This is a genomic window from Vibrio lamellibrachiae, from assembly GCF_050337265.1.
Lineage (GTDB): Bacteria > Pseudomonadota > Gammaproteobacteria > Enterobacterales > Vibrionaceae > Vibrio > Vibrio kyushuensis.
In genome coordinates this window covers 78,478-101,173 of sequence record NZ_JAKJSU010000013.1, presented here as the reverse complement: position 1 = coordinate 101,173, position 22,696 = coordinate 78,478, and the positions used below count along the sequence as shown (strand labels likewise).

The window sequence follows — 22,696 nt, the reverse complement described above, 5'->3', positions numbered from 1 at the left end:
ATATTAATGGATGTAATGAAAGGCTCTGATTCTAAAGTAGAAACTAAAAAATCTCTTGGTAAGATTTATCGCACCTTAGCGGTTCAAATTCAGGCAATTCGAGAGGGCTTACTTTGGATTCTACCGTGTCTGATGATTTCATCATTGTTGCTTTTTGTAGGTTCAGTGAGCGAATTTATTCTTGGTCCTAATCAACCTTGGATAGAGATGTGTTACCGAATCTATTATTATCTCAACGACCTTTTCCCAATATTACTGACCGCAGCACTTTCTTATATTTTAGCCATGCATTGGCGATTACCACGCCCACCTGTGGCATTGATTTCTATTGTCTACTTGGCCATATTTAATCGACTTTTCCAAGGAACACAAAGTGGAGAGGTAGTCGAGTTGGTGATTTCAGTCGTCACTCCACTTTATTCAATTCCGCTTTTGGCTGCTTTTTTTCGCCATCGTCTTTTTCAGATTGTCACTAGTAATCACATTGGTCAGATAGTAAGAGAATCACTTAATCTGATTTTGCCCTCCATCTTGGTGGGCATAACCGTAATTTCGGTTAATAGCGCAGTCGTTCTGGCGTTTGATGCAGCAAACATCTTGTCTTTTATGGAGGTAAACTATGATGATTCGCCTCTGTTTTTCGGTGTGGTTTTTTCAGCAGTTAACTCGTTACTTTGGTTTATTGGAATCCACGGGTACTACGCTTTGCTTCCTTGGATATCGATACTAGAGCAAGCGATCCCCATGGCAGAGCATAGTGCTTTATTGGGCAATATTAGCGATTATGCCGTTAACTTTTCATTTATGGGCGCGTTCGTTTTTGTTGGTGGAAGCGGTGCAACGCTTGGCCTTGTTCTCTCTTTGCTGATTTTTTCTAAACAAAAACCAATGCGCCTAATTGCTTTAGCAAGTCTTCCATTGGGTTTACTCAATATCAATGAAATACTCTTATTTGGCCTCCCCATCATATTTAATCCGCGGTTGTTTATTCCTTTTATACTCGCGCCCGTTCTAAACTTACTTATTGCGTACATGACCATTTCATTGGGGTATGTTTCTGTGCCGGTAACTGCGCTTCCGTTTAGTAGTCCTATCTTTTTTAACTCTTGGCTAGTCACAGGAGGGGACGTTAATGCTCCTCTGTTACAGATGATCAATATTGTGGTTTCATTACTTGTTTATAGCCCGTTTGTGTTAGCAATGAATCGTGATAATTACGAGAAAACGATCCAGTTTAACTCTCTTGATACCGTTTACTCGCGTCGAAAAGAAGAAGCTCTGGTTCTAAAAAGTGACAGAGTTGCGGCTGCTCGCAGTGCTAGGCAGCGTCAAGTAGGCCTAGAACAAAAGCTGGAAAGTATTAGCCGAAAAGAATTTTGTTTAGAGTATCAACCACAAATCTGTGCTAAGACTCGTCGAGTTACAGGTTGTGAAGCGCTCATTCGGGCGATTGACGCTCAGGGTAACAAAGAGTACCCAGGTGGCTTCTTACCTTGGTTTGAGAAAGCTGGAATGATGAAGGAGATTGACCGATGGGCAGTGCTACAGGTTGTTAGTGATGTGAAGAAAGCACGCTCACAAGGTTGGGCGGTGAAAACGAGTGTTAATATTACCCCTGAAACATTGCTAAATCCTACGCTTGTTGAGGAGCTATGTCAGTATATTTCGCCTGTTGGACAATACATTCATATAGAGATAACAGAAGAGAGTTTGCTCAAAGACCATCGGGCAATTCAAAGTGCGATTAACGCATTTAGAAAAGTGGGCGCCAGTATCTATATTGATGATTTTGGCTCAGGTTTTTCATCATTAGGTTATTTAAGTTTATATGATATTGATGCGATTAAGATTGACCGAAGTTTTGCATTGGCCCTAGATAGAGAAAAAGGGCGTAAGGTATTTCATGGGCTTCTAGGAGTCGCTGAAGAGCTAGAATTAGCGACGGTCATTGAGGGTATCGAAACCCTTGATCAAATAAATCATATTCCTAGAAAAAATGGAATTTCAATTCAAGGCTGGTATTACAGTAAGTCACTGTCCTATGAGAAGCTTGAAGCCTATATACTAAATAGGAACAGTAATAGCGCCATTGAGCGAACTGATGATGTGCTTCAAAGTGGGGTAAGGGAAACTAATAGCCCTAAAATAGACCAAATTGACGCTCTGTTAAGCGAGTGAAATCCATATCAATAAAGGGAAGGATTGCATCACCAATGGGCTTCAGTTGCTTGTCGATATAGTGCTGATAATCAATCGCACTTTTCACATACTCTTTAGGCTCAGGCCCATTAATCGTAATCAGGTATTCAATTCTTCCTTTATTTTGGTATTGCAAAGGTCGTCCAAGCTGTTGGTTGATATCATCGGCTAGCCTTGCTGCTCTAACTTGAGGTGGGATGTTCTTTTGATATTCGTGCAGTTTACGTCGCAATCTTTTTTGATAGATCAATTGGTCGTCATATTTACCGGCTAACGTGTCTTCAACGAATTGAGCGACATATTGCTTAGGGCAATCACCATGAAAAACTAGTTGGTATAGGTGCTGTTGGAACATCTGAGATAAAGGAGTCCAATCTGTTCGGGCACTCTCTAATCCTTTGAAGATGATCTGTTCACTTTCTCCATTCCCTATTAAACCCGCATATCGTTTTTTCGATCCTTTTTCTTCTCCGCGTATGGTCGGCATCAGGAATTTTCTATAGTGGGTTTCGTACTCTAGCTCAAGGATGGATGTTAAATGATATTCATCCATTAAATGTGCTGTCCACCAAGTGTTGATTTTACTGACGAGCTTGAGGCCTACTTCATCAGCTTGTTGCTGCGTACAAACGGCATTAAGAGAGACAAACGTGGAGTCTGTGTCTCCATAAATTACTTGGTAACCCTCTTCTTCAATGAGTACTTTAGTTTGCTTCATGATTTCGTGCCCACGCATAGTGATACTTGAAGCAAGCCTTGTATCGAAGAAGCGACAACCAGAAGAACCCAGTACACCATAGAATGAGTTCATGATGATTTTTATGGCTTGAGAAAATGCCTTTTCGTTGTTTTTCTTCGCAACATCTCTGGCTTGCCACAATGTTTCGATCATTTGTGGAAGAAAGTGCTCGGTACGGTGGAACTGACCGCCACGAAATCCGGGGACAGCTTCTTCTTCGGCCGTCCCAATATCCTGCTTTAATCCCTCAATAAGTCCCATTGGGTCGATAAGAAAAGAGCGAATGATCGATGGATATAAGCTTTTAAAGTCGAGAACTAATACGGAATCATACAGGCCCGGCTGTGAGTCCATAACGTAACCACCGGGGCTAGCTATCCAGTTTTCTGGTTCCAGATTCGGTGCTACATAGCCTGAACGATGAATCTGTGGTAGATAAAGGTTTGTAAAAGCTGCTACAGAACCACCAATACGATCAATCTCTACACCCGTCAAACGTGACCGTTCAATGGCAAAGTCAAGCAGGTGGGTCTTAGTGAAAATGCGATTAACTAAGACACAGTCTTGTAAATTGTATTTGGCAAGCGAAGGCTTGTCATGACGGAACATTCGATTGATCTCATCCATTCGGTCATGAACATTATGAATATCTTTCCCTTCACCAAGCATTTCTTGAGAAACGGACTCTAAGGACCAAGATCGAAAGTGGTAGGTAGCGGTTTTTAGAGTGTCGATGCCATCCATTACGACGCGGCCGGGAATCGTAATAAAGCTTTGTTGAGTGGTCGAAGAGGTTCGGAAATAACTTAATTGCTTTGCACGGCCAAGGACAAGTTTAATATTATTAAATTCAGCTCTTTTATGCAGTAAACGGAAATCGAAATCGATAACATTCCAGCCAATGATCACATCTGGGTCAAACTGTTCAAACCAAGAAATTAGTGCTTTCAGCAGTTCAGACTCGTCGGTTACCCACTCTATATTTGTCTCGCTAGGCTCTTCTGGACCAATCATGATAACTCGACTGTCCATCACACTGTCGAGCCCAATGGAGTAGAGAATACCTCTTTCAGAGCACTCAATATCTAGAGAGACAACGTTAAGCTCAGGAGAGTAATTGCCTTGACGACATTTAGCTTGAGTAACTTTTGTATATGACCGGTTGTTGGATGTCTTGCCAGTAAATTCGACACCTCCACGTATAAATCGCTCCATGAGATAGCGATCTGCAAGGCGTATGTCGGATTCAAAAGTAGTGATATCATTACTATTTAAAATCGAAGCAACTTGTTGACTTTCTCTAGTGGTATTACAGTAACAAGCCGTGAGAGGTTCTGAATTAAAGGTTTGTAGTGCTAATGGTTTGTATGTCACATGTAGCTGTTTTTTTTGTGATAACGTCAGTGCCGATTTTTCTTGATGCTGGTGGATAAAAAATACTGGTTTTTCTTGAGTGACGATCAACTGAGTGGGGCCTTGTGGCGTTGCTAGCCATAACTCTATTTGAGTTTGATTAGCAATATCCCTAGCTTGACGGGTTAAAAGAAAGCCTTGCGATACACTCAAAAAATTAGCCTTAATTTGTGTATGTATCAATGTACTGATACGTTCGAATGCGAGATATAGTAACAAACTTAGATGAGAGAGGAAGGTATATCCCGATCAATGAATTTATTTTGTTTGTATATTAACCAAGTGGTTTATATCTCAGGGAAAAAGACTAAATAGTCGGACTAAGATCTCCTTTTCAATTTTAATTTCTGTTAGTGTACTTGGGTCGTTTAATCCTAGTTTCATATGGATTGAGTGAATTAGTTAGTGAACTTATACTTGCTAAAGTTAGTGTTTGGGCACATATTCAGAGTTACTTTGACTATCAGAGTAACCTTGGTTGCCTAAATAAGTTAAACTTAGCAATGAGTAGGCATAGTGGCTAAAACATTGGTAACTATGCAAACAGGTAACTGTGTAAGTAAGTAACTATGCAAGTAAGTAGCTAAGAAAAATAAGTAACGAAGCTGTTATCCACTACCTTAGGTGGGTGCAGAGCCAATTAACGAGTGTGGAGATACAAGTTTGATAAGTGTTTTCCTTGTAGATGATCACGAGCTGGTTCGCACAGGGATACGACGTATTATTGAAGACGTCCGTGGTATGAACGTAGCAGGGGAAGCTGAGAGCGGTGAGGATGCAGTAAAATGGTGTCGCAACAATCATGTTGATGTCATTTTAATGGATATGAATATGCCTGGTATTGGTGGCCTTGAAGCGACCAAAAAAATCATTCGATTTAATCCAGACATTAAAATCATTGTTTTGACTGTTCATACGGAGAATCCGTTTCCAACAAAAGTGATGCAAGCCGGAGCTGCAGGCTACCTGACAAAAGGTGCTGGCCCCGATGAAATGGTCAATGCAATTCGGATGGTGAATAGCGGTCAACGTTATATTTCCCCTGAAATCGCACAGCAAATGGCCTTGAGTCAATTCTCACCTGCTTCTGAGAACCCTTTTGCCGATCTATCGGAGCGAGAGCTTCAGATCATGATGATGATCACTAAAGGTCAAAAGGTGACAGATATTTCTGAGCAATTGAATTTGAGCCCTAAAACAGTCAATAGTTATCGTTATCGTCTATTTAATAAATTAGATATCAGTGGGGATGTCGAACTGACTCACTTAGCGATAAGGCACGGGATGCTCGATACAGAGACGTTATAGTGTCCACATCTTTTGATTCTGTTTCCTTTCTAAAAACTGTCACAAATCAGCCCGGTGTTTATCGTATGTATAACGCCGAGGCTGTTGTCATTTATGTGGGTAAGGCAAAAGATCTTAAAAAACGTCTTACGAGCTATTTTCGAAAAACAGTCGACAGTGAGAAAACGAAAGCACTCGTATCTAACATTGATAAAATTGATGTAACCGTTACTCACACGGAAACAGAAGCTCTTATCCTCGAACATAACTACATCAAACAGTATTTGCCGAAATACAATGTATTACTGCGTGATGACAAATCCTATCCTTATATTTTTATTAGTTCTCACAAGCATCCAAGACTTTCGATGCATAGAGGCTCTAAGAAAAGAAAAGGGGAGTATTTTGGACCATACCCTGAGTCAGGAGCGGTTCGTGAAACCCTTCATCTCTTGCAAAAGATCTTTCCAGTAAGGCAGTGTGAAGACACCGTTTACAGCAACCGTACTCGTCCTTGTTTGATGTATCAGATTGGACGCTGTGCTGGGCCTTGTGTCTCTAGCATCATCTCGAATCAAGATTACGATGAATTAGTGGGTTATGTACGTCTCTTTTTGCAAGGAAAGGATCAGCAGGTACTTGAACTACTGATCAGCAAAATGGAACAAGCGAGCTCTACACTTAATTTTGAAGATGCCGCTAAATTTCGAGATCAAATCCAAGCAATTCGTCGAGTACAAGAGCAGCAGTTCGTGTCTGACGATAGCATGGAAGATATGGATGTTTTAGGCTTCTCTCAAGAGAATGGTATCGCCTGTATTCATATCTTGATGATACGCCAAGGTAAGGTTCTTGGCAGTCGAAGCCATTTCCCCAAGATTCCGAACAACACGACTCAAGAAGAAGTGTTCTACAGTTTTCTTAGTCAATACTATTTGAGCCACAATGAAGCGCGTTCAGTACCGAATCGAATTGTGCTTAATGGCGGATTAGTAACAGAAACCGAATCCATTCAAGAAGCTTTGACGGGCATTGCAGGTAGAAAGGTTAACTTCCACCTTAATGCAACAGGTACACGTGGTCGCTATCTCAAATTGGCCAATACTAATGCACTAACGGCCATTACAACCAAGATAAACCATAAGATGACGATTTCTCAGCGTTTTAAAGCACTGAGGGAGGTGTTAAACGTCGAAAGTATTTCACGCATGGAGTGTTTTGATATCTCTCATACGATGGGAGAGAGCACTATAGCTTCATGTGTTGTATTCAATCACGAAGGGCCAGTCAAACAAGAATATCGTCGTTACAATATCACGGGGATTACGGGCGGTGATGATTACGCTGCAATGGGCCAAGTATTAGAGCGTCGTTATTCAAAGCAGCTTGATGTTGATAAGATTCCCGACATTATTTTTATTGATGGTGGTAAAGGTCAGCTCAATCGTGCACTAGAGATCGTAAGTCAATATTGGGATGATTGGCCTAAGCGCCCGAAATTACTTGGTATTGCAAAAGGGGTCACTCGAAAACCAGGTCTTGAAACGTTGATTACTACTGAAGGTGAAGAGTTTCATCTTCCAAGTGATGCACCAGCACTTCATTTAATGCAGCATATTCGAGATGAGAGCCATAACCATGCCATTGCTGGTCATCGTGCTAAACGTGGTAAAACTCGTCGAACCAGTCCATTAGAAGGGATTGAAGGCGTAGGACCTAAACGTCGACAATCTTTGCTTAAATATATGGGGGGGTTGCAGGAATTAAAGCGTGCAACTGTCGAAGAAATAGCCAAAGTGCCGGGTGTGAGCCATTCTTTGGCAGAAAACATTTATCAAGCATTGAAACAATAGTAAAAATCCCGCAACATAAACGCGCAATGAATAAGAGCTTATAAAAATATGCGTTTTAATATCCCTAACATTTTGTCTCTACTACGACTTTTTCTTATACCAGTATTTGTCGTGGCTTTTTATCTACCCTACACTTGGGCCCCTTTTGCAGCAGCCATGATATTCTGGGTGGCTGGGTTTACTGACTGGCTTGATGGTATGCTTGCGAGAAAGCTTGGTCAAACCTCGCGCTTTGGTGCCTTTATCGATCCAGTCGCGGATAAAGTTTTGGTTGCGACGGCATTAATATTGATCACGGATCAGTACCATACGCTTTGGATTACTATCCCTGCCGTTGTCATGATTGCTCGTGAAATCATTATCTCAGCACTCCGAGAGTGGATGGCTGAAATTGGTAAACGGGCCAGTGTTGCCGTTTCTTGGATAGGGAAGGTCAAAACAGGTTTTCAGATGTTTGCACTCTGGGTTCTCATTTGGCAATACGACGATTGGATGATTTGGTTAGGCTACGCCGCCATTTATATAGCGATGATTTTGACGTTCTGGTCAATGATGCAGTACTTAATGGCCGCGAAAGACGATTTACTTAGCGAAGAGCATCAATAGAAGAAACGGGCATTGGCCCGTTTTTTGTTTTTCTCCTTAGTTTTAACTAGTTTACTTACTAAATTTCAGCTAATTATCGCTATGAAAATGTTCAAAATAAGCTCTATTGAATGGAAAGTAGCCAAACGATTTAAAAAATAAAAAATAGGGTTGACTCATCTGACTGAATCCGTAGAATGCATCCCGTACCCAAGAGGAACGCATTAAACAGCGTGATGATTGAGGTTCGGCGGCGTGTTGGCAGAGTGGCTATGCAGCGGATTGCAAATCCGTGGACCTCGGTTCGACTCCGGGACGCGCCTCCATTTGCGATACTAGCTCAGTTGGTAGAGCGCAACCTTGCCAAGGTTGAGGTCATCGGTTCGAACCCGATGTATCGCTCCAAATATAAATGATGTGGTGTTTACGTTTAATGTAACGCGGTATCAAGATGGTGTCTAACTGACTCGAAAGAGTTCATTAATTAGAAGCATCGCAACAAGTTTTGCGTGCCCTGGTGGTGGAATTGGTAGACACAAGGGATTTAAAATCCCTCGGCGTTCGCGCTGTGCCGGTTCAAGTCCGGCCCGGGGCACCATCTATTCAAGTCTACGTTCTTCGAATGTAGCAATGCGATACTAGCTCAGTTGGTAGAGCGCAACCTTGCCAAGGTTGAGGTCATCGGTTCGAACCCGATGTATCGCTCCAAATAAACAGAAAGCCCTAGCAGATATGCTAGGGCTTTTTTGTATCTGACTCATTATGCACGATGCTAATGTTATCGGATTGCACATTTCTTTTCCTCGATCTTTTCTTATTTTACGCCGCAGACTCAATAGTTTAGTTGTGTACTTTTCCTAGTTGTTTTACTTACGAACGTTTTATTTGGACTTGTAAAAAGCCACTCATAGGGATGACTAGATTCCGTACAATAATAACTGTCACAAATAAATAACCACAAAACACTTGATCTGCTCAATGAATGATCTATTATGACGATGTGTCAAAAATGACGAATAGTCATAAAAGGTGAGGTACACACATTTTGCATTCGTGTTACAATTAGAGAGTCTAGAGGTATTAACGAAAGTGGATTGAATAACATGTTTGGCTTTAGCTGTAATAAAAGTGATAAAAAGAAGTCGCAGGGTTGTTCATTTGGTTTGTCCAAAAAACAACAGGCGATTGCAGATCGAGAAGTCGAGTTAACTTTGTTGGCAAAAGAACTTGTTCAAGAGCAAGGATTTGGAAACCTAACAATGGATAAGCTGACTGCTGCCAGCCCATACTCTAAGGGCACGATTTACAATCACTTTTGCAGTAAAGAAGATGTTATTTTAGCGCTATGTATACATTCGTTAAGAACTGAAGCTCTATTGTTTGCTCGGATTGGTGAGTTTGAAGGTAATACCAGAGAGAGAGTCATTGCAATGCATGTTGCTCTTCGCATTTATGCTCGTACGGAGCCAGTGCTGTCAACGTGTGCAATTATGGCCAAGAGTCCTTGGGTATTAGAAAAAGCTTTACCAGAACGAGTTACCGAGTTAAATAAACTGGAAGAGATGGTTATCGCTCAAGCAGACGAATTAACCAATTTGGCCGCTGAAATTGGCGACTTAAAGTTCTCTCCTGGTGTAGGCTCTGATGCGATAGTATTTGCAAACTGGTCAATAGCATTTGGTTCCAATGCATTAACGCAGAATGCGTCTAATAGCCATTGTATCAGTCGCTTACAGGACCCGTTTTCGGTGCTGCATAATGCAAACATGCTGCTTGATGGCCTAGGTTGGAAACCTCTTTCTACGGAATGGGATTACCGCAAAACCTGGCGTCGCGTAGAGCGCGAGTTGTTTAGTGAAGAAGTGGCTTATTTAGAGTCAGTTGGGCGTTAACTAAACCTCTCATTACTAAAACCCATTTTAAATGGGTTTTTAAATCACCGTTTATGACGATTCGTCAATAAGCCCGTATTTTATTAATGGTCTTTATTGATACGCTAGTGTCGCTTTTTAACCAGTCAATAAACTGGTTTTTTAATGGCGATAGTTGACGAAACGTCACAAACGGAGACTGTGATGAAACCATCTAATCCACCACTAAAGAACATAAATGCTTGGTTTACACTACCAACAAGGCTCACTTTCTGGGTGATATTTGCCACCATATCATTCGTTATTGTCGCTACTTTGGGTGCAAAAAATCTGTACTTTCGGGGTGATTACAATATATTTTTCGAAGGTTCAAATAAACAACTTGTAGCGTTTGATGAGATTCAAACGACATTCGCAAAATCTGATAATTTATCCATTGTCATTGCTCCTAAACAAGGTGATATTTTCACGCCTGAAATGCTGACACTGGTTCAAGATATAACAAAAGACGCCTGGCAAGTTCCTTACTCAAGCCGTATCGATTCGTTAGCTAACTTTCAACATACTGAAGCACTAGAAGACGACCTTATTGTCGAAGATTTGTTGTATGAGGGAAATGCCTTAACCGAGGAACGGATTCAAAAGATTCGACGTATTGCGCTGACTGAACCTGCTTTAGTTAATTCTGCAATCTCTAGCAAAGGTGATGTCACCGTTGTCAATGTGACGGTTCAGCTTCCAGAAGTAGATAAAACAGCGGAAGTTCAAGAGGTCATCGCAAGCGTTAATCAAATCGTTGACCACTATCAAACTGAATATCCAGATGTTGAGTTTCACAAAGCCGGCATCATAGCGATGAACAATGCGTTCATGCAGTCGGCTCAGTCTGATACATCGACACTGGTTCCAGCCATGTTGGTCGTAATTTTAGTTTTTCTGACCGTGATGTTGAGATCGATATTCAGCGTTATCGCAACGTTGGTCATTATTATCGGGTCAGTTGCGGCCACGATGGGTCTGTCTGGTTGGGCTGGTATGTTCCTTAGTACGGCGACGGTTAATATCCCAACTCTGGTGATGACTTTGGCCGTAGCGGATTGTGTCCATGTTATTGCAACCATGCGTCACAATATGCAGAACGGTTATTCAAAGCAATACGCAATAGATCAGAGTATTGCCGTAAATTTCATGCCCATTCTTATTACGTCTGTTACCACCGCCATCGGCTTCTTAATGATGAATATGTCAGATTCACCGGTACTCAGAGATTTTGGTAACTTGGCTGCACTTGGTGTGATGATAGCGTGTTTCTTATCTGTCTCATTATTGCCTGCTATGTTGAAGTGGTTGCCTATGCGAGTGAAAGAGAATCAGAACACCGCTTCAAATCGATTCATGGATGGGTTAGGTAACTTTGTAGTGAATAATCGCAAAGCTCTTTTACCGTTATCTGTGGTCGCCATTGTGTTCTCAGCCGCTTTGATTCCTCTTAATAAAGTGAATGACGACTCAGTTAAGTATTTTGATCAAAGAAGTGAGTTTCGTCGTGCTGCTGATTTTATGGAAGAACGTATCAGCGGTATGACTAACATAAGCATTGCGATCAAGACAAACGAATCACAAGGTATCGCTGATCCCACGTTTATACAGACAGTCGGAGACTTTAGTGATTGGCTACGTTCTCAACCAGAAACGGACCATGTTGCGACGTTATCTGATGTATATAAACGCCTGAATAAAAATATGCACGGCGACGATAATCGCTACTACCAATTACCTCTGGACAGAGAATTAGCCGCACAATACTTGCTGCTGTATGAAATGTCTCTGCCTTATGGTTTGGATCTGAACAACCAGATCAACGTCGATAAATCGTCGATCAAAATGGTCTTAACGATTGATAACCTTGGTAGCGTTGAGTTGGTCGAGTTAGAAGAACGGATGTACGAATGGTTTAAAACCAATGCGCCACAATATGAAGTCGTTGCGTCTAGTCCGTCGCTGATGTTTGCACACATTGGTGAAACCAACATGGCGAGTATGCTTTCTACACTGCCCATTACGCTCATATTAATTTCTGCACTCATGATCTTTGCGTTACGATCTTTGCGATTAGGCATCATCAGCATTGTGCCTAACATAGCACCAGCCTTGATTGGTTTTGGTATCTGGGCATTAGTCTCAGGTGAAATTAACCTTGGTCTATCTGTTGTGGTGACTTTAACTCTCGGCATTGTTGTTGATGATGCGGTTCACTTCTTATCTAAATATCAACGCGCTCGTAAGCAAGGACAAAATGCTGAACAAGCCGTTCGTTACGCATTTCAAACAGTAGGGCGAGCACTTTGGATCACCACTGTAGTGCTGGTTGCTGGGTTCTCGGTTTTAGCCATGTCTTCATTCAGACTCAATGCAGATATGGGCTTACTCAGTGCGATTGTTGTCTTTATTGCTTTGGTGGTGGACTTCCTATTCTTACCAACTCTATTGATGCTGTTCGATAACAAAGAGTACGAACGCGAACTTGAAGTACCTGAAACTCAAGAGATTTTGATGCCTAATAAACCTATCACCAACACATAGAAAACTCTGAATCAGTGTCCATGTAAGCAATTGATTATAGGTATAGAAAGTGAATTGGCGTACATGGGCATCAAACGATTGAATTTAGACGAATACAAGGAATGAATGATGAACGTATTAAATACTCAACTAAATCATAAACACATACCATCTTGGATAGCTAAAGCCACTTTGGTCGTGATGGCCTCTTTTGGTGCTTCACTACCTGCTTCAGCAAATATAGAGATAGGTTTAGAGATCGCTACAGAGCGAAAAAATCGAGATGAAGGATGGGGTGATTCAGTAGCAACGATGCAGATGTTACTAAAAAATGCCCAAGGAGAAAGTAGTACACGTTTGATGCATCTGAAATCATTAGAAGTTAAAGGTGATGGGGACAAAGGGCTAACTATTTTTGAAGAGCCACGAGATGTCAAAGGTACGGCATTCTTGAATCACTCACATACTGTTGAAGCCGATGACCAGTGGCTATATTTACCCGCTTTGAAGCGCGTGAAGCGTATCTCTTCAAGAAATAAATCCGGTCCTTTTATGGGGAGTGAGTTTGCTTACGAAGATTTAAGCTCGTTTGAACTTGAAAAGTACTCATTTAATTTTCTCAATGATGAAGTAATTGACGGCACAGAGGTCTTCGTTCTAGAGCAGATACCAACAGACAAGAACTCCGGTTATACCAAGCAAGTTGTTTGGCTAGAGAAACTGGAATATCGCCCTTTAAAAGTTGAGTTTTATGACCGTAAAGGTGCGCTGCTGAAGACTTTAACGTTTACTGACTATAAGCAATATCTGGATCAATACTGGCGCGCACACACGATGGCGATGCAAAACCACCAAACGGGTAAAAGCACTGTATTGACGACGAGTGAACTTGCATTTCAAACGGGTCTTAATGACAGTGACTTCCAGAAAAACACGCTGAAGCGCATAAGGTAGTAACGATATGAAAAGGAGTCGAAAGTCGTTCAACCAGTTAGGGGCGACACTAGCCATCGCAAGTAGTGGGCTTCTGGCGTTACAATGTCACGCTGATGATTCGCTTGGCCTAGCGGACCAGATCGAAGTGGGTGGTCAAGTGAATGTAGAGCATCGTCAGTTTTTCTCGTCAGGTGAACAGGGGCAGGGTAAAGGGCAATCTTCCATTGTTGTTGCCCCTGAGTTTTATTGGCAGTCAGAACAAAGTAATGGAAGTTTTACCTTTACTCCATTTTATCGCCTAGACAGTTTGGATGATGAAAGAACACATGGGGATATTCGTGAAGCTCTGTATCTGACTTACTGGGACGATTACGAACTGCGTGCTGGCGTAGGTAAAGTGTTTTGGGGGGTTACCGAATCAAGTCATTTGGTGGATGTCATTAACCAAGCAGACGCCATTGAATCGTTGGACGGCGAAGATAAGCTAGGTCAGCCAATGGTTCATTTTACCTCCATCAAGGAGTGGGGCACGTTAGACGCTTTGGTTCTTCCCTATTTTCGAGAGCGGACTTTCGCGGGGGTTGATGGGCGAATTCGGCCCACACTTCCCGTGTCAAATGAGGCATTGTACGAATCTTCGCGAGAAGAGAAGCACATAGATACTGCTTTTCGTTACAGCCAGATGCTGGGGGACTGGGATATCGGCCTTAGTTATTTTTATGGGACTAACCGTGATCCGTATTACCAGTTAAACACGGGCTCATCTCCGTTAACACTGCAACCTTATTACGCACAAATGAGCCAAGTCGGTCTAGATGTACAAGGTATTGTGGGAGATTGGCTTTTAAAGCTTGAATCAATCTACCGTGATAGTTTTGATAATCATACGGGTCTTGCAACTGGGTTTGAATACACCATAGTTGGCCCTTTTGAGTCATATTGGGACGTGGGGTTAATTGCCGAGTACCTGTACGACAGTCGTGGCAATAATGCGCAAACGCCAAATCAGAATGATATTTTTGCAGGTGTTCGATTGGCGTTAAATGATGAAGACGGTACCGAGGTACTAACGGGTATTACGCAAGATTTAGACAATAGCGACGTATACAGCGCAAAGTTGGAAGCTTCAAGCCGAATTACTAATCAGCTTAAGTGGCAAGTAGATGCGTGGTTATTTGAAAATGAAACACCGACCGATTTGCTCTATTTCGCACGCAAAGATGATTTTGTAGAGGTGTCTTTAGAGTATTACTTTTAGGTTTAAAGAGTAAGGCGTTGGAAGATGCCTTACTCTTAAGTATTCGTGACTGTGAGCCTATAGGGTTACAATAAATCAAAGGTTAGGGATCGTTAAGTTAGAGGGTTTTGATCATCCATACATCGCATTTACTGTGGATTGTACCTTCCAAAGGCTTATTCAAATGTTCGAATCCTAACTTTTCATACAAAGAGATAGCGGGCTTCATGCTAGACAATGTGTCGAGGTAGCAGTGTGTATAACCGAGTGATTTCGCGTAACTTAGGCACTCTAAGGTTAATTGTTTTCCTACGCCTAATCCACGTGCGCTTGATAATAAAAATAGTTTTTTTAGTTCACAGGTGTCGTCAGAATCGTTAAACGGTGCAATGCCTCCACCGCCAACAATTTCTTCGTTTACAGTTGCGACTAGATAATGGCTACGTTTTTCTTTTGTGTAGTACGCGCTCATATTCGAAACTTCCGCATCACCAGGGCCAAAGCCTTCCCCAATGGCTCCATATTCTTCGCCGACTTTAGTAATGATCTCTTTTATGGATTTGTCGTGCTCTGGCTGTAATTTTTTGATGATTAGCATAAGGGACTCTGATGCAAAATGATGTTGTATAAGATTAATGGGAGTGCTTACCGAGTTTTTCAATCATTGACGATGTTTTTTTCATCAATAGATTGAGATATAGGTAATTCAATTTGGCTTTAGATGGTGGTTTCGCTACTATGTACAGCTATTTGAAAATGCCCAAGAATCCCTTGCTGGGACCCTTATGGACACTACCACTTATGCCTTTCCAATGTAGGAAGTCATAGGTAGATGAGGAAACGATGCAACATCTAGAAGAGATTATTGCTAATGCTACTACTGCGATTAACGCGGCAGAGTCATTGGTTGCACTTGATGAAGTGCGAGTTCAGTACTTAGGTAAGAAAGGCGAGCTTACAGCTCAGCTTCAAAGCCTTGGTAAACTACCACCTGAAGAGCGTCGTACTGCTGGTCAAGAGATCAACAAAGCGAAAGGCGCAGTTCAGCAAGCAATCGTTGCTCGCAAAGACGCATTACAACGCGCTGAGCTAGAAGCAAAACTTGCTGCTGAAACTATCGATGTAACCCTACCGGGTCGTCGTATCGAGAACGGTGGATTGCATCCAGTTACTCGTACTGTTGAACGTATTGAACAATTTTTCGGTGAGCTAGGCTTTAGCACTGAATCTGGTCCTGAGATTGAAGATGCGTTTCATAACTTTGATGCATTGAACATTGCAGACGACCACCCAGCACGTACTGATCACGATACTTTCTTCTTCAACCCTGATCTTATGCTTCGTACTCACACATCAGGTGTTCAGATTCGTACAATGGAAAATGGCAAACCACCATTCCGCTTCATTGCACCGGGTCGTGTTTACCGTAACGATTACGATCAAACTCACACGCCAATGTTCCACCAAGTGGAAGGTATGTTAGTTGATGAGAACGTTAACTTTGCGCAGTTAAAAGGTATCTTGAACGATTTCCTATGTAACTTCTTTGAAGAAGAAGTTGAAGTGCGTTTCCGTCCATCTTACTTCCCGTTTACTGAGCCTTCAGCTGAAGTTGACGTTATGGGTAAGAACGGTAAATGGCTTGAAGTTCTAGGTTGTGGCATGGTTCACCCTAATGTACTTCGTAGTGTGGGTATCGACCCTGAGAAATACTCTGGTTTTGCATTCGGAATGGGTGTTGAACGTCTAACGATGCTTCGTTACGGCGTAAACGACCTACGAGCGTTCTTCGAGAACGACCTACGTTTCCTTAAACAGTTCAAGTAATTCAAGGGTAAAGACACTATGAAATTCAACGAATCATGGCTTCGTGAGTGGGTTAGCCCTTCAGTGACTACTGATGAGCTAACACACCAAATTACAATGGCTGGCCTAGAGGTAGACGATGTTCTTCCTGTAGCTGGTGAATTTACTGGCGTTAAAGTTGGTAAAGTGGTTGAGTGCGGCCAGCACCCAGACGCAGACAAACTTCAAGTAACTAAAATTGATATCGGCGAAGAAGAGCTTTTAGACATCGTTTGTGGTGCATCTAACTGTCGCTTGGGTCTAACTGTAGCAGTAGCAACGGTAGGAGCAGTTCTTCCTGGTAACTTCAAAATCAAGAAAGCGAAACTTCGTGGTGTTCCATCACACGGTATGCTTTGTTCTTTCTCTGAGCTAGGTATTGATGTTGAGTCTGACGGTATCCTTGAGTTACCTGAAGGCACTACTCTAGGTATGGATGTACGCGAGCTTCTAGAACTTAACGACGTTACAATTGACGTTGATCTAACTGCTAACCGTGCTGACTGTTTCAGCATTCGCGGTATGGCTCGTGAAGTTGGCGTATTAAACCGTGCAGACGTAACAGAGCCTGCAGTGACAGCAGTTGCTCCAGCGATTGATGATGTTGTTTCTATCGAAGTAAAAGCGACAGAAGCATGTCCTCGTTACCTTGGTCGTGTAGTTAAGAACGTAAACGTTCAAGCTGATACTCCACTATGGATGCAAGAGAAACTGCGTCGTTGTGGTATTCGCTCAATTGACCCAGTTGTTGATATCACTAACTTTGTTCTTCTAGAGCAAGGTCAGCCGATGCACGCATTTGATCTTGCTAAGATTGACGGCGGAATCGTAGTTCGTATGGCAGAGCAGGGCGAAAAACTTACTCTTCTAGATGGAAACGAAGCAGAACTAAACGCAGAAACACTTGTTGTTGCTGATCATAACCAAGCGCTAGCGATTGCCGGTATCTTTGGTGGTGAAAGCTCAGGTGTTACGACTGAAACTAAAGACGTATTACTTGAGTGTGCATTCTTTGCACCTGACCATATTCGTGGTCGCGCTCGTGCATACGGTTTACACACTGACTCTTCAATGCGTTTTGAGCGTGGTGTTGATTACGCACTACAAACAAATGCAATGGAACGCGCAACAGAGCTTCTTGTAGAAATCTGTGGCGGTGAAGTTGCACCTGTTGTTGCTGTTGAGTCTGAAGCTGACTTGCCAAAAGCAAACACAGTAACACTACGTCGTACTAAGCTTGATAACCTACTGGGTCATCACATTGAAGATGCAGACGTCGCTGAGATTCTAGAGCGTCTTGGTCTATCTGTTGAAGTAACGGCTGAAGGTTGGACTGCAGTAGCACCAACATGGCGTTTCGATATCGCTATCGAACAAGACTTGGTAGAAGAAGTTGGTCGTATCTACGGTTACGATAACATTCCAAATCAAGCGCCTGCTGCGGCACTCAAAATGAATGACCACAAAGAAGCTAACCTACCGCTTAAGCGTGTACGCAACCTTCTTGTTGACCGTGGTTACCATGAAGCAATCACGTATAGCTTTGTAGAGCCTGAGCAACAGAAATTAGTTGTTCCTAACGTTGAACCGCTTATTCTTCCATTCCCAATCTCTGCGGATATGGCAGCAATGCGTCTTGGTTTAGTTCAAGGTCTGCTGAATACGGTTGTTCATAACCAAAAACGTCAACAGTCTCGTGTTCGTTTGTTTGAGTACGGTCTACGTTTCATCCCATGTGAGTCTGCAGAAAACGGTATGCGCCAAGAGCCAATGCTTGCAGGTGTTATTGCTGGTACACGCGGTGAAGAGCACTGGGACATCGAAACTAACACGGTTGATTTCTTCGACCTTAAAGGTGATTTAGAAGCAGTTCTTGAATTGTCTTCAAATGAGAAATCATTCAGCTTTGCGGCTCTTTCTGTTGAAAGCAAACAGAAGAACCCAGCGCTACACCCAGGTCAATCTGCAGCAATCATCGTAGACGGTAAAGAGATCGGTGTGATTGGCACTGTTCACCCTGAGCTTGAGCGTAAGTTTGGTCTGAATGGCCGTACGGTTGTGTTTGAGATCGAATGGTCTGCTATCGATACTCGTGTTATCCCAGAAGCCGTAGCCGTATCTAAGTTCCCTGCTAACCGTCGTGACATCGCTGTTGTTGTTGATGAAGCAGTTGCTTCTGGCGACATCGTTAATGCGTGTTTAGAAGCTGGTGGCGAGTTCTTAACTGACGCTAAACTATTCGACGTTTACGTTGGTAAGGGCGTTGAGGAAGGCAAGAAGAGCCTTGCTATTGCACTGTCACTTCAGTCTGTAGAGCGCACACTTGAAGAAGCTGATATCGCTGGTAGCGTTGATGCTATTGTTGCAAAAATTTCAGAGCAATTTGGCGCAGCATTACGCGACTAGATTTTAAGAAACTCGACTGAAGAAATTTCAGAAATTTAGTAAAGAGCCTACTTTTTAGTAGGCTCTTTTTTTATCTGAAACTTGTTGATTATTAATAAGTTAAAGTTAAAAAGCAGATACTACTAAGGTGCTAATTTTTAACGAAATCTGTCCTTTTAGTTCAAAAAAATGCAAAAAAACTTAATTTTACCGAAATGGCATATTGGTTTGTCTGGTTGCTTTTTTCTGGTGTTTTATTCTTTATTGGTCGTATTTTTATGTTTATGTTGGCATTTAATTCTTCAGTGTTGAGCAGTTAACGTGACTTAAACTAGTTTGTCTTATGATCGAGTTATAAAAAAGTTGGCGAAAATCAGAAGCTTGGCATACACTTTCCAAGGTAAAGCCGATATGTTGTTGATTGGCTAGGCAAAATGCTTTGGCGCTGCACATAGCAGCAATGTTAAACATAGCTTTAAGGGGAGTTTTATGGCGCTCACAAAGGCCGATTTGGCTGAGAACCTGTTTGAAAAACTTGGATACAGTAAACGGGATGCCAAGGAAACGGTTGAAGTGTTTTTTGAAGAAGTTCGAAAGGCACTCGAAAGTGGCGAGCAGGTAAAGCTGTCTGGTTTTGGTAATTTTGATCTACGAGACAAAAGTGAACGTCCGGGTCGAAATCCTAAAACTGGCGAAGACATTCCTATTACTGCTCGACGTGTTGTTACATTTAGACCGGGACAAAAACTAAAAGCCCGTGTTGAAAACATTAAAGTTGAGAAGTAGCTGATCAATTGACCACGCATAGCGTGGTCTTTTTATAGCCTAAGAGTGACGTGTCGCTTGGCGACTAAGCTATAGATCGATATGAATAAGGAGTGCATATGCACTCCTTTTTAGTTTCTGTCGATTTTATTAATAGGGCTTAACTTGTCGTTTTAATGAGGTCTATCTCTTTTGAAGCACTTTGAGACAACCTTAGTGAAATCAATACTCCGAGAATAGCGAGTATCAACATAGCTCTATTTGAGGTGGTGAAGTTGAGGTTTCTTGAATCATTATTAATTGCAACTATCGTATTAATCTCGTCATTTTCAGTCCCCAATTTTTGAAAATACTCGATCACCATTAGGTCATTAGCGTAGGGAATTGATTTGGCTTCAAGCACTAAGTGTTGAACGGACTCCGATACGTGCTGATTATCGCTGATTTGTTCTCTAACGTGATTCTCAAGCATTGCTTGCCCAGAGCCAGCCACCACAGCAATACCTAAGGCAAGCCCTATATTGCGCGTTGTAGCCTGTATTCCTCCTGATTGTGCGGCACCTTTCTCTCCAATAGCTTGAGTAATAACAATTGGAGTTTGAGAAGAAAGAATACCAATGCCCATTCCACAAATGCTCATCGCTAGGTAGATCACTGAAGATATGTCACCTTCGCTAGTTGAAATTTTCAACAAATAACTACCAACAAAAAATAGACCAAAGCCAATAGCGCATAAAAATTTTGGCAGTTGATTTTTGAAAGCAATAGGAGCGACGACTGAGGACATTATCATCGCAACAGCGAAAACTAAAATGATTGAACCAGTCTTAATGGCGGACAAATTAGCGGCTATTTGCAGGTAAGCAACAACAGAGAAGTTAAACCCACCGAAAATAGAGTACATAATCAGTAATAGGCTTAATCCCTTCAATAACTCTTTCTCTTTTAACCAAGAGATAGGTAATAAAGCGGTGCCATATCGTTGTTCAAATCTAAGCTCGTGAAGTAAGAAGAGTGAAAACACGACCAAACCAACGATTAACATTAAAAGAGCAGGGCTAATGGAACCAAAAACTTGAGGCAAATTATAACTAGATGAATTGGTAATCAGTCCCCAGTTTGGTATCGCCAACAATGCACACACAATCAAGATTAAACTACTCGAGCATAACAGGGCTCCAAAGTAATCGAATCTTTTTGGTTTCGCGTTAAATAGCGGTGGGATCCAAAAGGTCGAGCAAAGTAAGCCAACAAGATATACCGCCATTTGAAGATAAAAACCGCTTCTCCAACTGAATGTATCAAATAGCCAGCCCGAAGCTAAAGGAATTAATGCAGCGGCAACACCCGTAGCAGCGGCCATTGAGCCGAATATTACAGCGCGTTCTTTGGGGGAGTAGTGCCCGATAACCAGTGCAAGAGCCGCTGGGAGAATAGATGCGCCTGCCAGCCCAGATAAGGGGCGAGCAACGTAGATTAAGAATTCAACAGATGGGGCTAATAAAAGGCAAGCAGTAGATATACACCCAATAAAGAAACCGAAAATGAGTAGGCGTCGCCAGCCAATGAATAACCCTATCATGCTACAAATGAGCATGAATGATGCGCCTATGAGCGGGTATACCGCACCGGCAGTTTTTAGGTCGTTACCATTGGCGTTGAAGTGAGACATGAGAGCGCTAGTGGCAATCGAGAAGGTTGCTATGTCAGACGCTAAACTAAATTGCGCCAAGCAAAGAGAGAAGAGTAGTAGAGTTTTATTTTTATAAATAATATCAGTCATAGGTAATAATCCACCTCAGTTTTAAAACTGAACAAGAAATCGATTTTTGTCACGTACAATGTATTTATGCATTTTTATTAAAGCCAAAATTGAAAAAAGCTGGCCACATGGGCCAGCTCTTTAGGTAGATTAGAATTGGTAGTTAAACTCTACGCGGTGATCGCCGTCTGCAAAATCAGTGTGCTCATTCCAGTTCGCAAAGTAACGAATGTTAAAGCGAGGTTGAATTTGGTACGACGCTGTGAATTCGTGAACTAGAATGCTATCACCGCTCGTCTGACCTTCCTGTATGAATGCATAGTCTTTAAAGGTCTCTGAACCAGACAAGGTTTGCATGTACATTGGGTTAAAGTTCAGCCAGATTTTATCCGTTACTGTGATTTTCGTGTACATACCAACAACACCGAATGTACCAGGAATGCTGTAACCGTCACTACCAGTTAAAGGAGTGTTATTAGCAAACATAACGCCAGCACCAGCAAGTGGGAAGAAGCTTACAGGGCCAAGAGCAGGAAGCGCTTGAATCATTGAGTAAGAAGCCGTACCTGTTTCGGCTGCGCCGCCATTTGCGTCAGAAGACGTTGAGTAAGCGATGTCTAGTTGTGTGCCACGACCGTTCGTTAGGTCAACCACGAAATCACGGTAGCGAATAGAGTCTACTGTGTCATTACGCTTGCTAGAGCCATCCCAGCCCAAAATATCACCAGCAAATCCTTTTATTTCTAAGATGTTCATGCCCATCTCAGTGTCTACACCAGTTGTGTAAGTTGCACCAACTTTTAGGTTAACGCCTTTATTGCTAAAACCGATGCCGCCTTGCGTGTATACAGCTAGAGGGTTTGACATATCTTGAACCTCTTCGCCTTCTGTAGCCACTGCTTGGTTCATACATAGAGTAAGAGGTAGGGCTGCTAGATATATCTTTTTCATTTTTAATTCACCTTGGATTTTTTATACTTACCTGACAAGAGAAGACAAACAGATGTGATCAAATAGTCAGATGCAGATTGAAAACAAGGCGATATTACCGCTGCTGTAATACGTACGAAACAAACCTAAAGCAACAAAAGATAAGTCACTTTTTGTTGCTTTTATATCAATGTAAATCAAGGGATTAGGGTTGTTATGACATGAAGGGAAGGGAGATGATAATTCAGAGGTTGAAGGAGTTAATCGTAACTAATTGTATGATTGTTAAAATAACTGTAATGAAGTGATTCTGGTTGCATACTCTAA

At 42.1% G+C, this 22,696-nt stretch carries 15 protein-coding genes and 4 tRNA genes; 15 read left to right on the top strand and 4 right to left on the bottom strand.

Features of this window, described 5'->3' with window-relative positions; all coding sequences use genetic code 11:
• Positions 1–6 precede the first annotated feature (6 nt).
• Positions 7–2,178, top strand: a complete 2,172-nt coding sequence (locus L4C54_RS20340) for an EAL domain-containing protein (protein WP_428809585.1) — start codon at positions 7–9, stop codon at positions 2,176–2,178.
• Here L4C54_RS20340 and L4C54_RS20335 read toward each other — a convergent pair.
• Entirely contained in the window at positions 2,141–4,504 is a 2,364-nt protein-coding gene (locus L4C54_RS20335) for a DNA polymerase II (protein WP_428809584.1), read from the bottom strand. The two genes, L4C54_RS20340 and L4C54_RS20335, sit on opposite strands and share 38 nt — an antisense overlap.
• A gap of 510 nt (positions 4,505–5,014) precedes the next feature.
• Between L4C54_RS20335 and uvrY the strand changes: the two genes are divergently transcribed.
• The 11 genes from uvrY (at position 5,015) to L4C54_RS20280 (ending at position 14,703) form a co-directional block, all read left to right on the top strand.
• Positions 5,015–5,659 carry a UvrY/SirA/GacA family response regulator transcription factor gene (gene uvrY, locus L4C54_RS20330; RefSeq protein ID WP_428803355.1) on the top strand — a complete coding sequence of 215 codons (645 nt, stop codon included), beginning with the start codon at positions 5,015–5,017 and terminating at the stop codon, positions 5,657–5,659.
• The gene (gene uvrC / locus L4C54_RS20325; RefSeq protein ID WP_428803356.1) at positions 5,659–7,491 is read left to right on the top strand and encodes an excinuclease ABC subunit UvrC; all 1,833 of its coding nucleotides are present in this window, start codon (positions 5,659–5,661) and stop codon (positions 7,489–7,491) included. Before uvrY ends, uvrC begins: the two co-directional genes overlap by 1 nt.
• A 48-nt stretch (positions 7,492–7,539) precedes the next feature.
• Positions 7,540–8,097 (top strand): CDP-diacylglycerol--glycerol-3-phosphate 3-phosphatidyltransferase, encoded by a 558-nt coding sequence (gene pgsA / locus L4C54_RS20320; protein WP_428803357.1) that lies wholly within the window; start codon positions 7,540–7,542, stop codon positions 8,095–8,097.
• A 231-nt stretch (positions 8,098–8,328) separates the two neighbouring features.
• A tRNA-Cys gene (locus tag L4C54_RS20315) sits at positions 8,329–8,402 on the top strand.
• 3 nt (positions 8,403–8,405) lie between these two features.
• Positions 8,406–8,481 (top strand) — tRNA-Gly (locus tag L4C54_RS20310).
• Positions 8,482–8,587: 106 nt separating this feature from the next.
• A tRNA-Leu gene (locus L4C54_RS20305) sits at positions 8,588–8,674 on the top strand.
• A gap of 34 nt (positions 8,675–8,708) precedes the next feature.
• A tRNA-Gly gene (locus L4C54_RS20300) sits at positions 8,709–8,784 on the top strand.
• 395 nt (positions 8,785–9,179) lie between these two features.
• The gene (locus L4C54_RS20295) at positions 9,180–9,968 is read left to right on the top strand and encodes a TetR/AcrR family transcriptional regulator (protein WP_428803426.1); all 789 of its coding nucleotides are present in this window, start codon (positions 9,180–9,182) and stop codon (positions 9,966–9,968) included.
• 183 nt (positions 9,969–10,151) lie between these two features.
• Complete coding sequence (locus L4C54_RS20290; RefSeq protein ID WP_428809583.1) at positions 10,152–12,530, top strand: efflux RND transporter permease subunit; 2,379 nt, start codon at positions 10,152–10,154, stop codon at positions 12,528–12,530.
• A gap of 180 nt (positions 12,531–12,710) precedes the next feature.
• On the top strand, positions 12,711–13,463 hold the full coding sequence (locus L4C54_RS20285) for an outer membrane lipoprotein-sorting protein (RefSeq protein WP_428809607.1): 753 nt from the start codon (positions 12,711–12,713) through the stop codon (positions 13,461–13,463).
• Between the two features lie 7 nt (positions 13,464–13,470).
• Entirely contained in the window at positions 13,471–14,703 is a 1,233-nt protein-coding gene (locus L4C54_RS20280; protein WP_428809582.1) for a hypothetical protein, read from the top strand.
• Between the two features lie 97 nt (positions 14,704–14,800).
• On the opposite strand, the gene L4C54_RS20275 is transcribed toward L4C54_RS20280, so the two are convergent.
• On the bottom strand, positions 14,801–15,280 hold the full coding sequence (locus L4C54_RS20275; protein ID WP_428809581.1) for a GNAT family N-acetyltransferase: 480 nt from the start codon (positions 15,278–15,280) through the stop codon (positions 14,801–14,803).
• Positions 15,281–15,525: 245 nt separating this feature from the next.
• Here L4C54_RS20275 and pheS point away from each other — a divergent pair, with 245 nt between their 5' ends.
• From pheS to ihfA, 3 genes are all read left to right on the top strand, one after another.
• The gene (gene pheS, locus L4C54_RS20270) at positions 15,526–16,509 is read left to right on the top strand and encodes a phenylalanine--tRNA ligase subunit alpha (RefSeq protein WP_428803361.1); all 984 of its coding nucleotides are present in this window, start codon (positions 15,526–15,528) and stop codon (positions 16,507–16,509) included.
• Positions 16,510–16,527: 18 nt separating this feature from the next.
• Positions 16,528–18,933, top strand: a complete 2,406-nt coding sequence (pheT, locus tag L4C54_RS20265; RefSeq protein ID WP_428809580.1) for a phenylalanine--tRNA ligase subunit beta — start codon at positions 16,528–16,530, stop codon at positions 18,931–18,933.
• A gap of 468 nt (positions 18,934–19,401) precedes the next feature.
• Positions 19,402–19,698, top strand: a complete 297-nt coding sequence (gene ihfA, locus L4C54_RS20260) for an integration host factor subunit alpha (protein WP_102405695.1) — start codon at positions 19,402–19,404, stop codon at positions 19,696–19,698.
• A 139-nt stretch (positions 19,699–19,837) separates the two neighbouring features.
• On the opposite strand, the gene L4C54_RS20255 is transcribed toward ihfA, so the two are convergent.
• Both L4C54_RS20255 and L4C54_RS20250 read right to left on the bottom strand, forming a co-directional pair.
• Positions 19,838–21,460 carry an MFS transporter gene (locus L4C54_RS20255; RefSeq protein ID WP_428809579.1) on the bottom strand — a complete coding sequence of 541 codons (1,623 nt, stop codon included), beginning with the start codon at positions 21,458–21,460 and terminating at the stop codon, positions 19,838–19,840.
• Positions 21,461–21,589: 129 nt separating this feature from the next.
• The gene (locus L4C54_RS20250) at positions 21,590–22,390 is read right to left on the bottom strand and encodes a hypothetical protein (protein WP_428809578.1); all 801 of its coding nucleotides are present in this window, start codon (positions 22,388–22,390) and stop codon (positions 21,590–21,592) included.
• Positions 22,391–22,696: the final 306 nt, after the last annotated feature.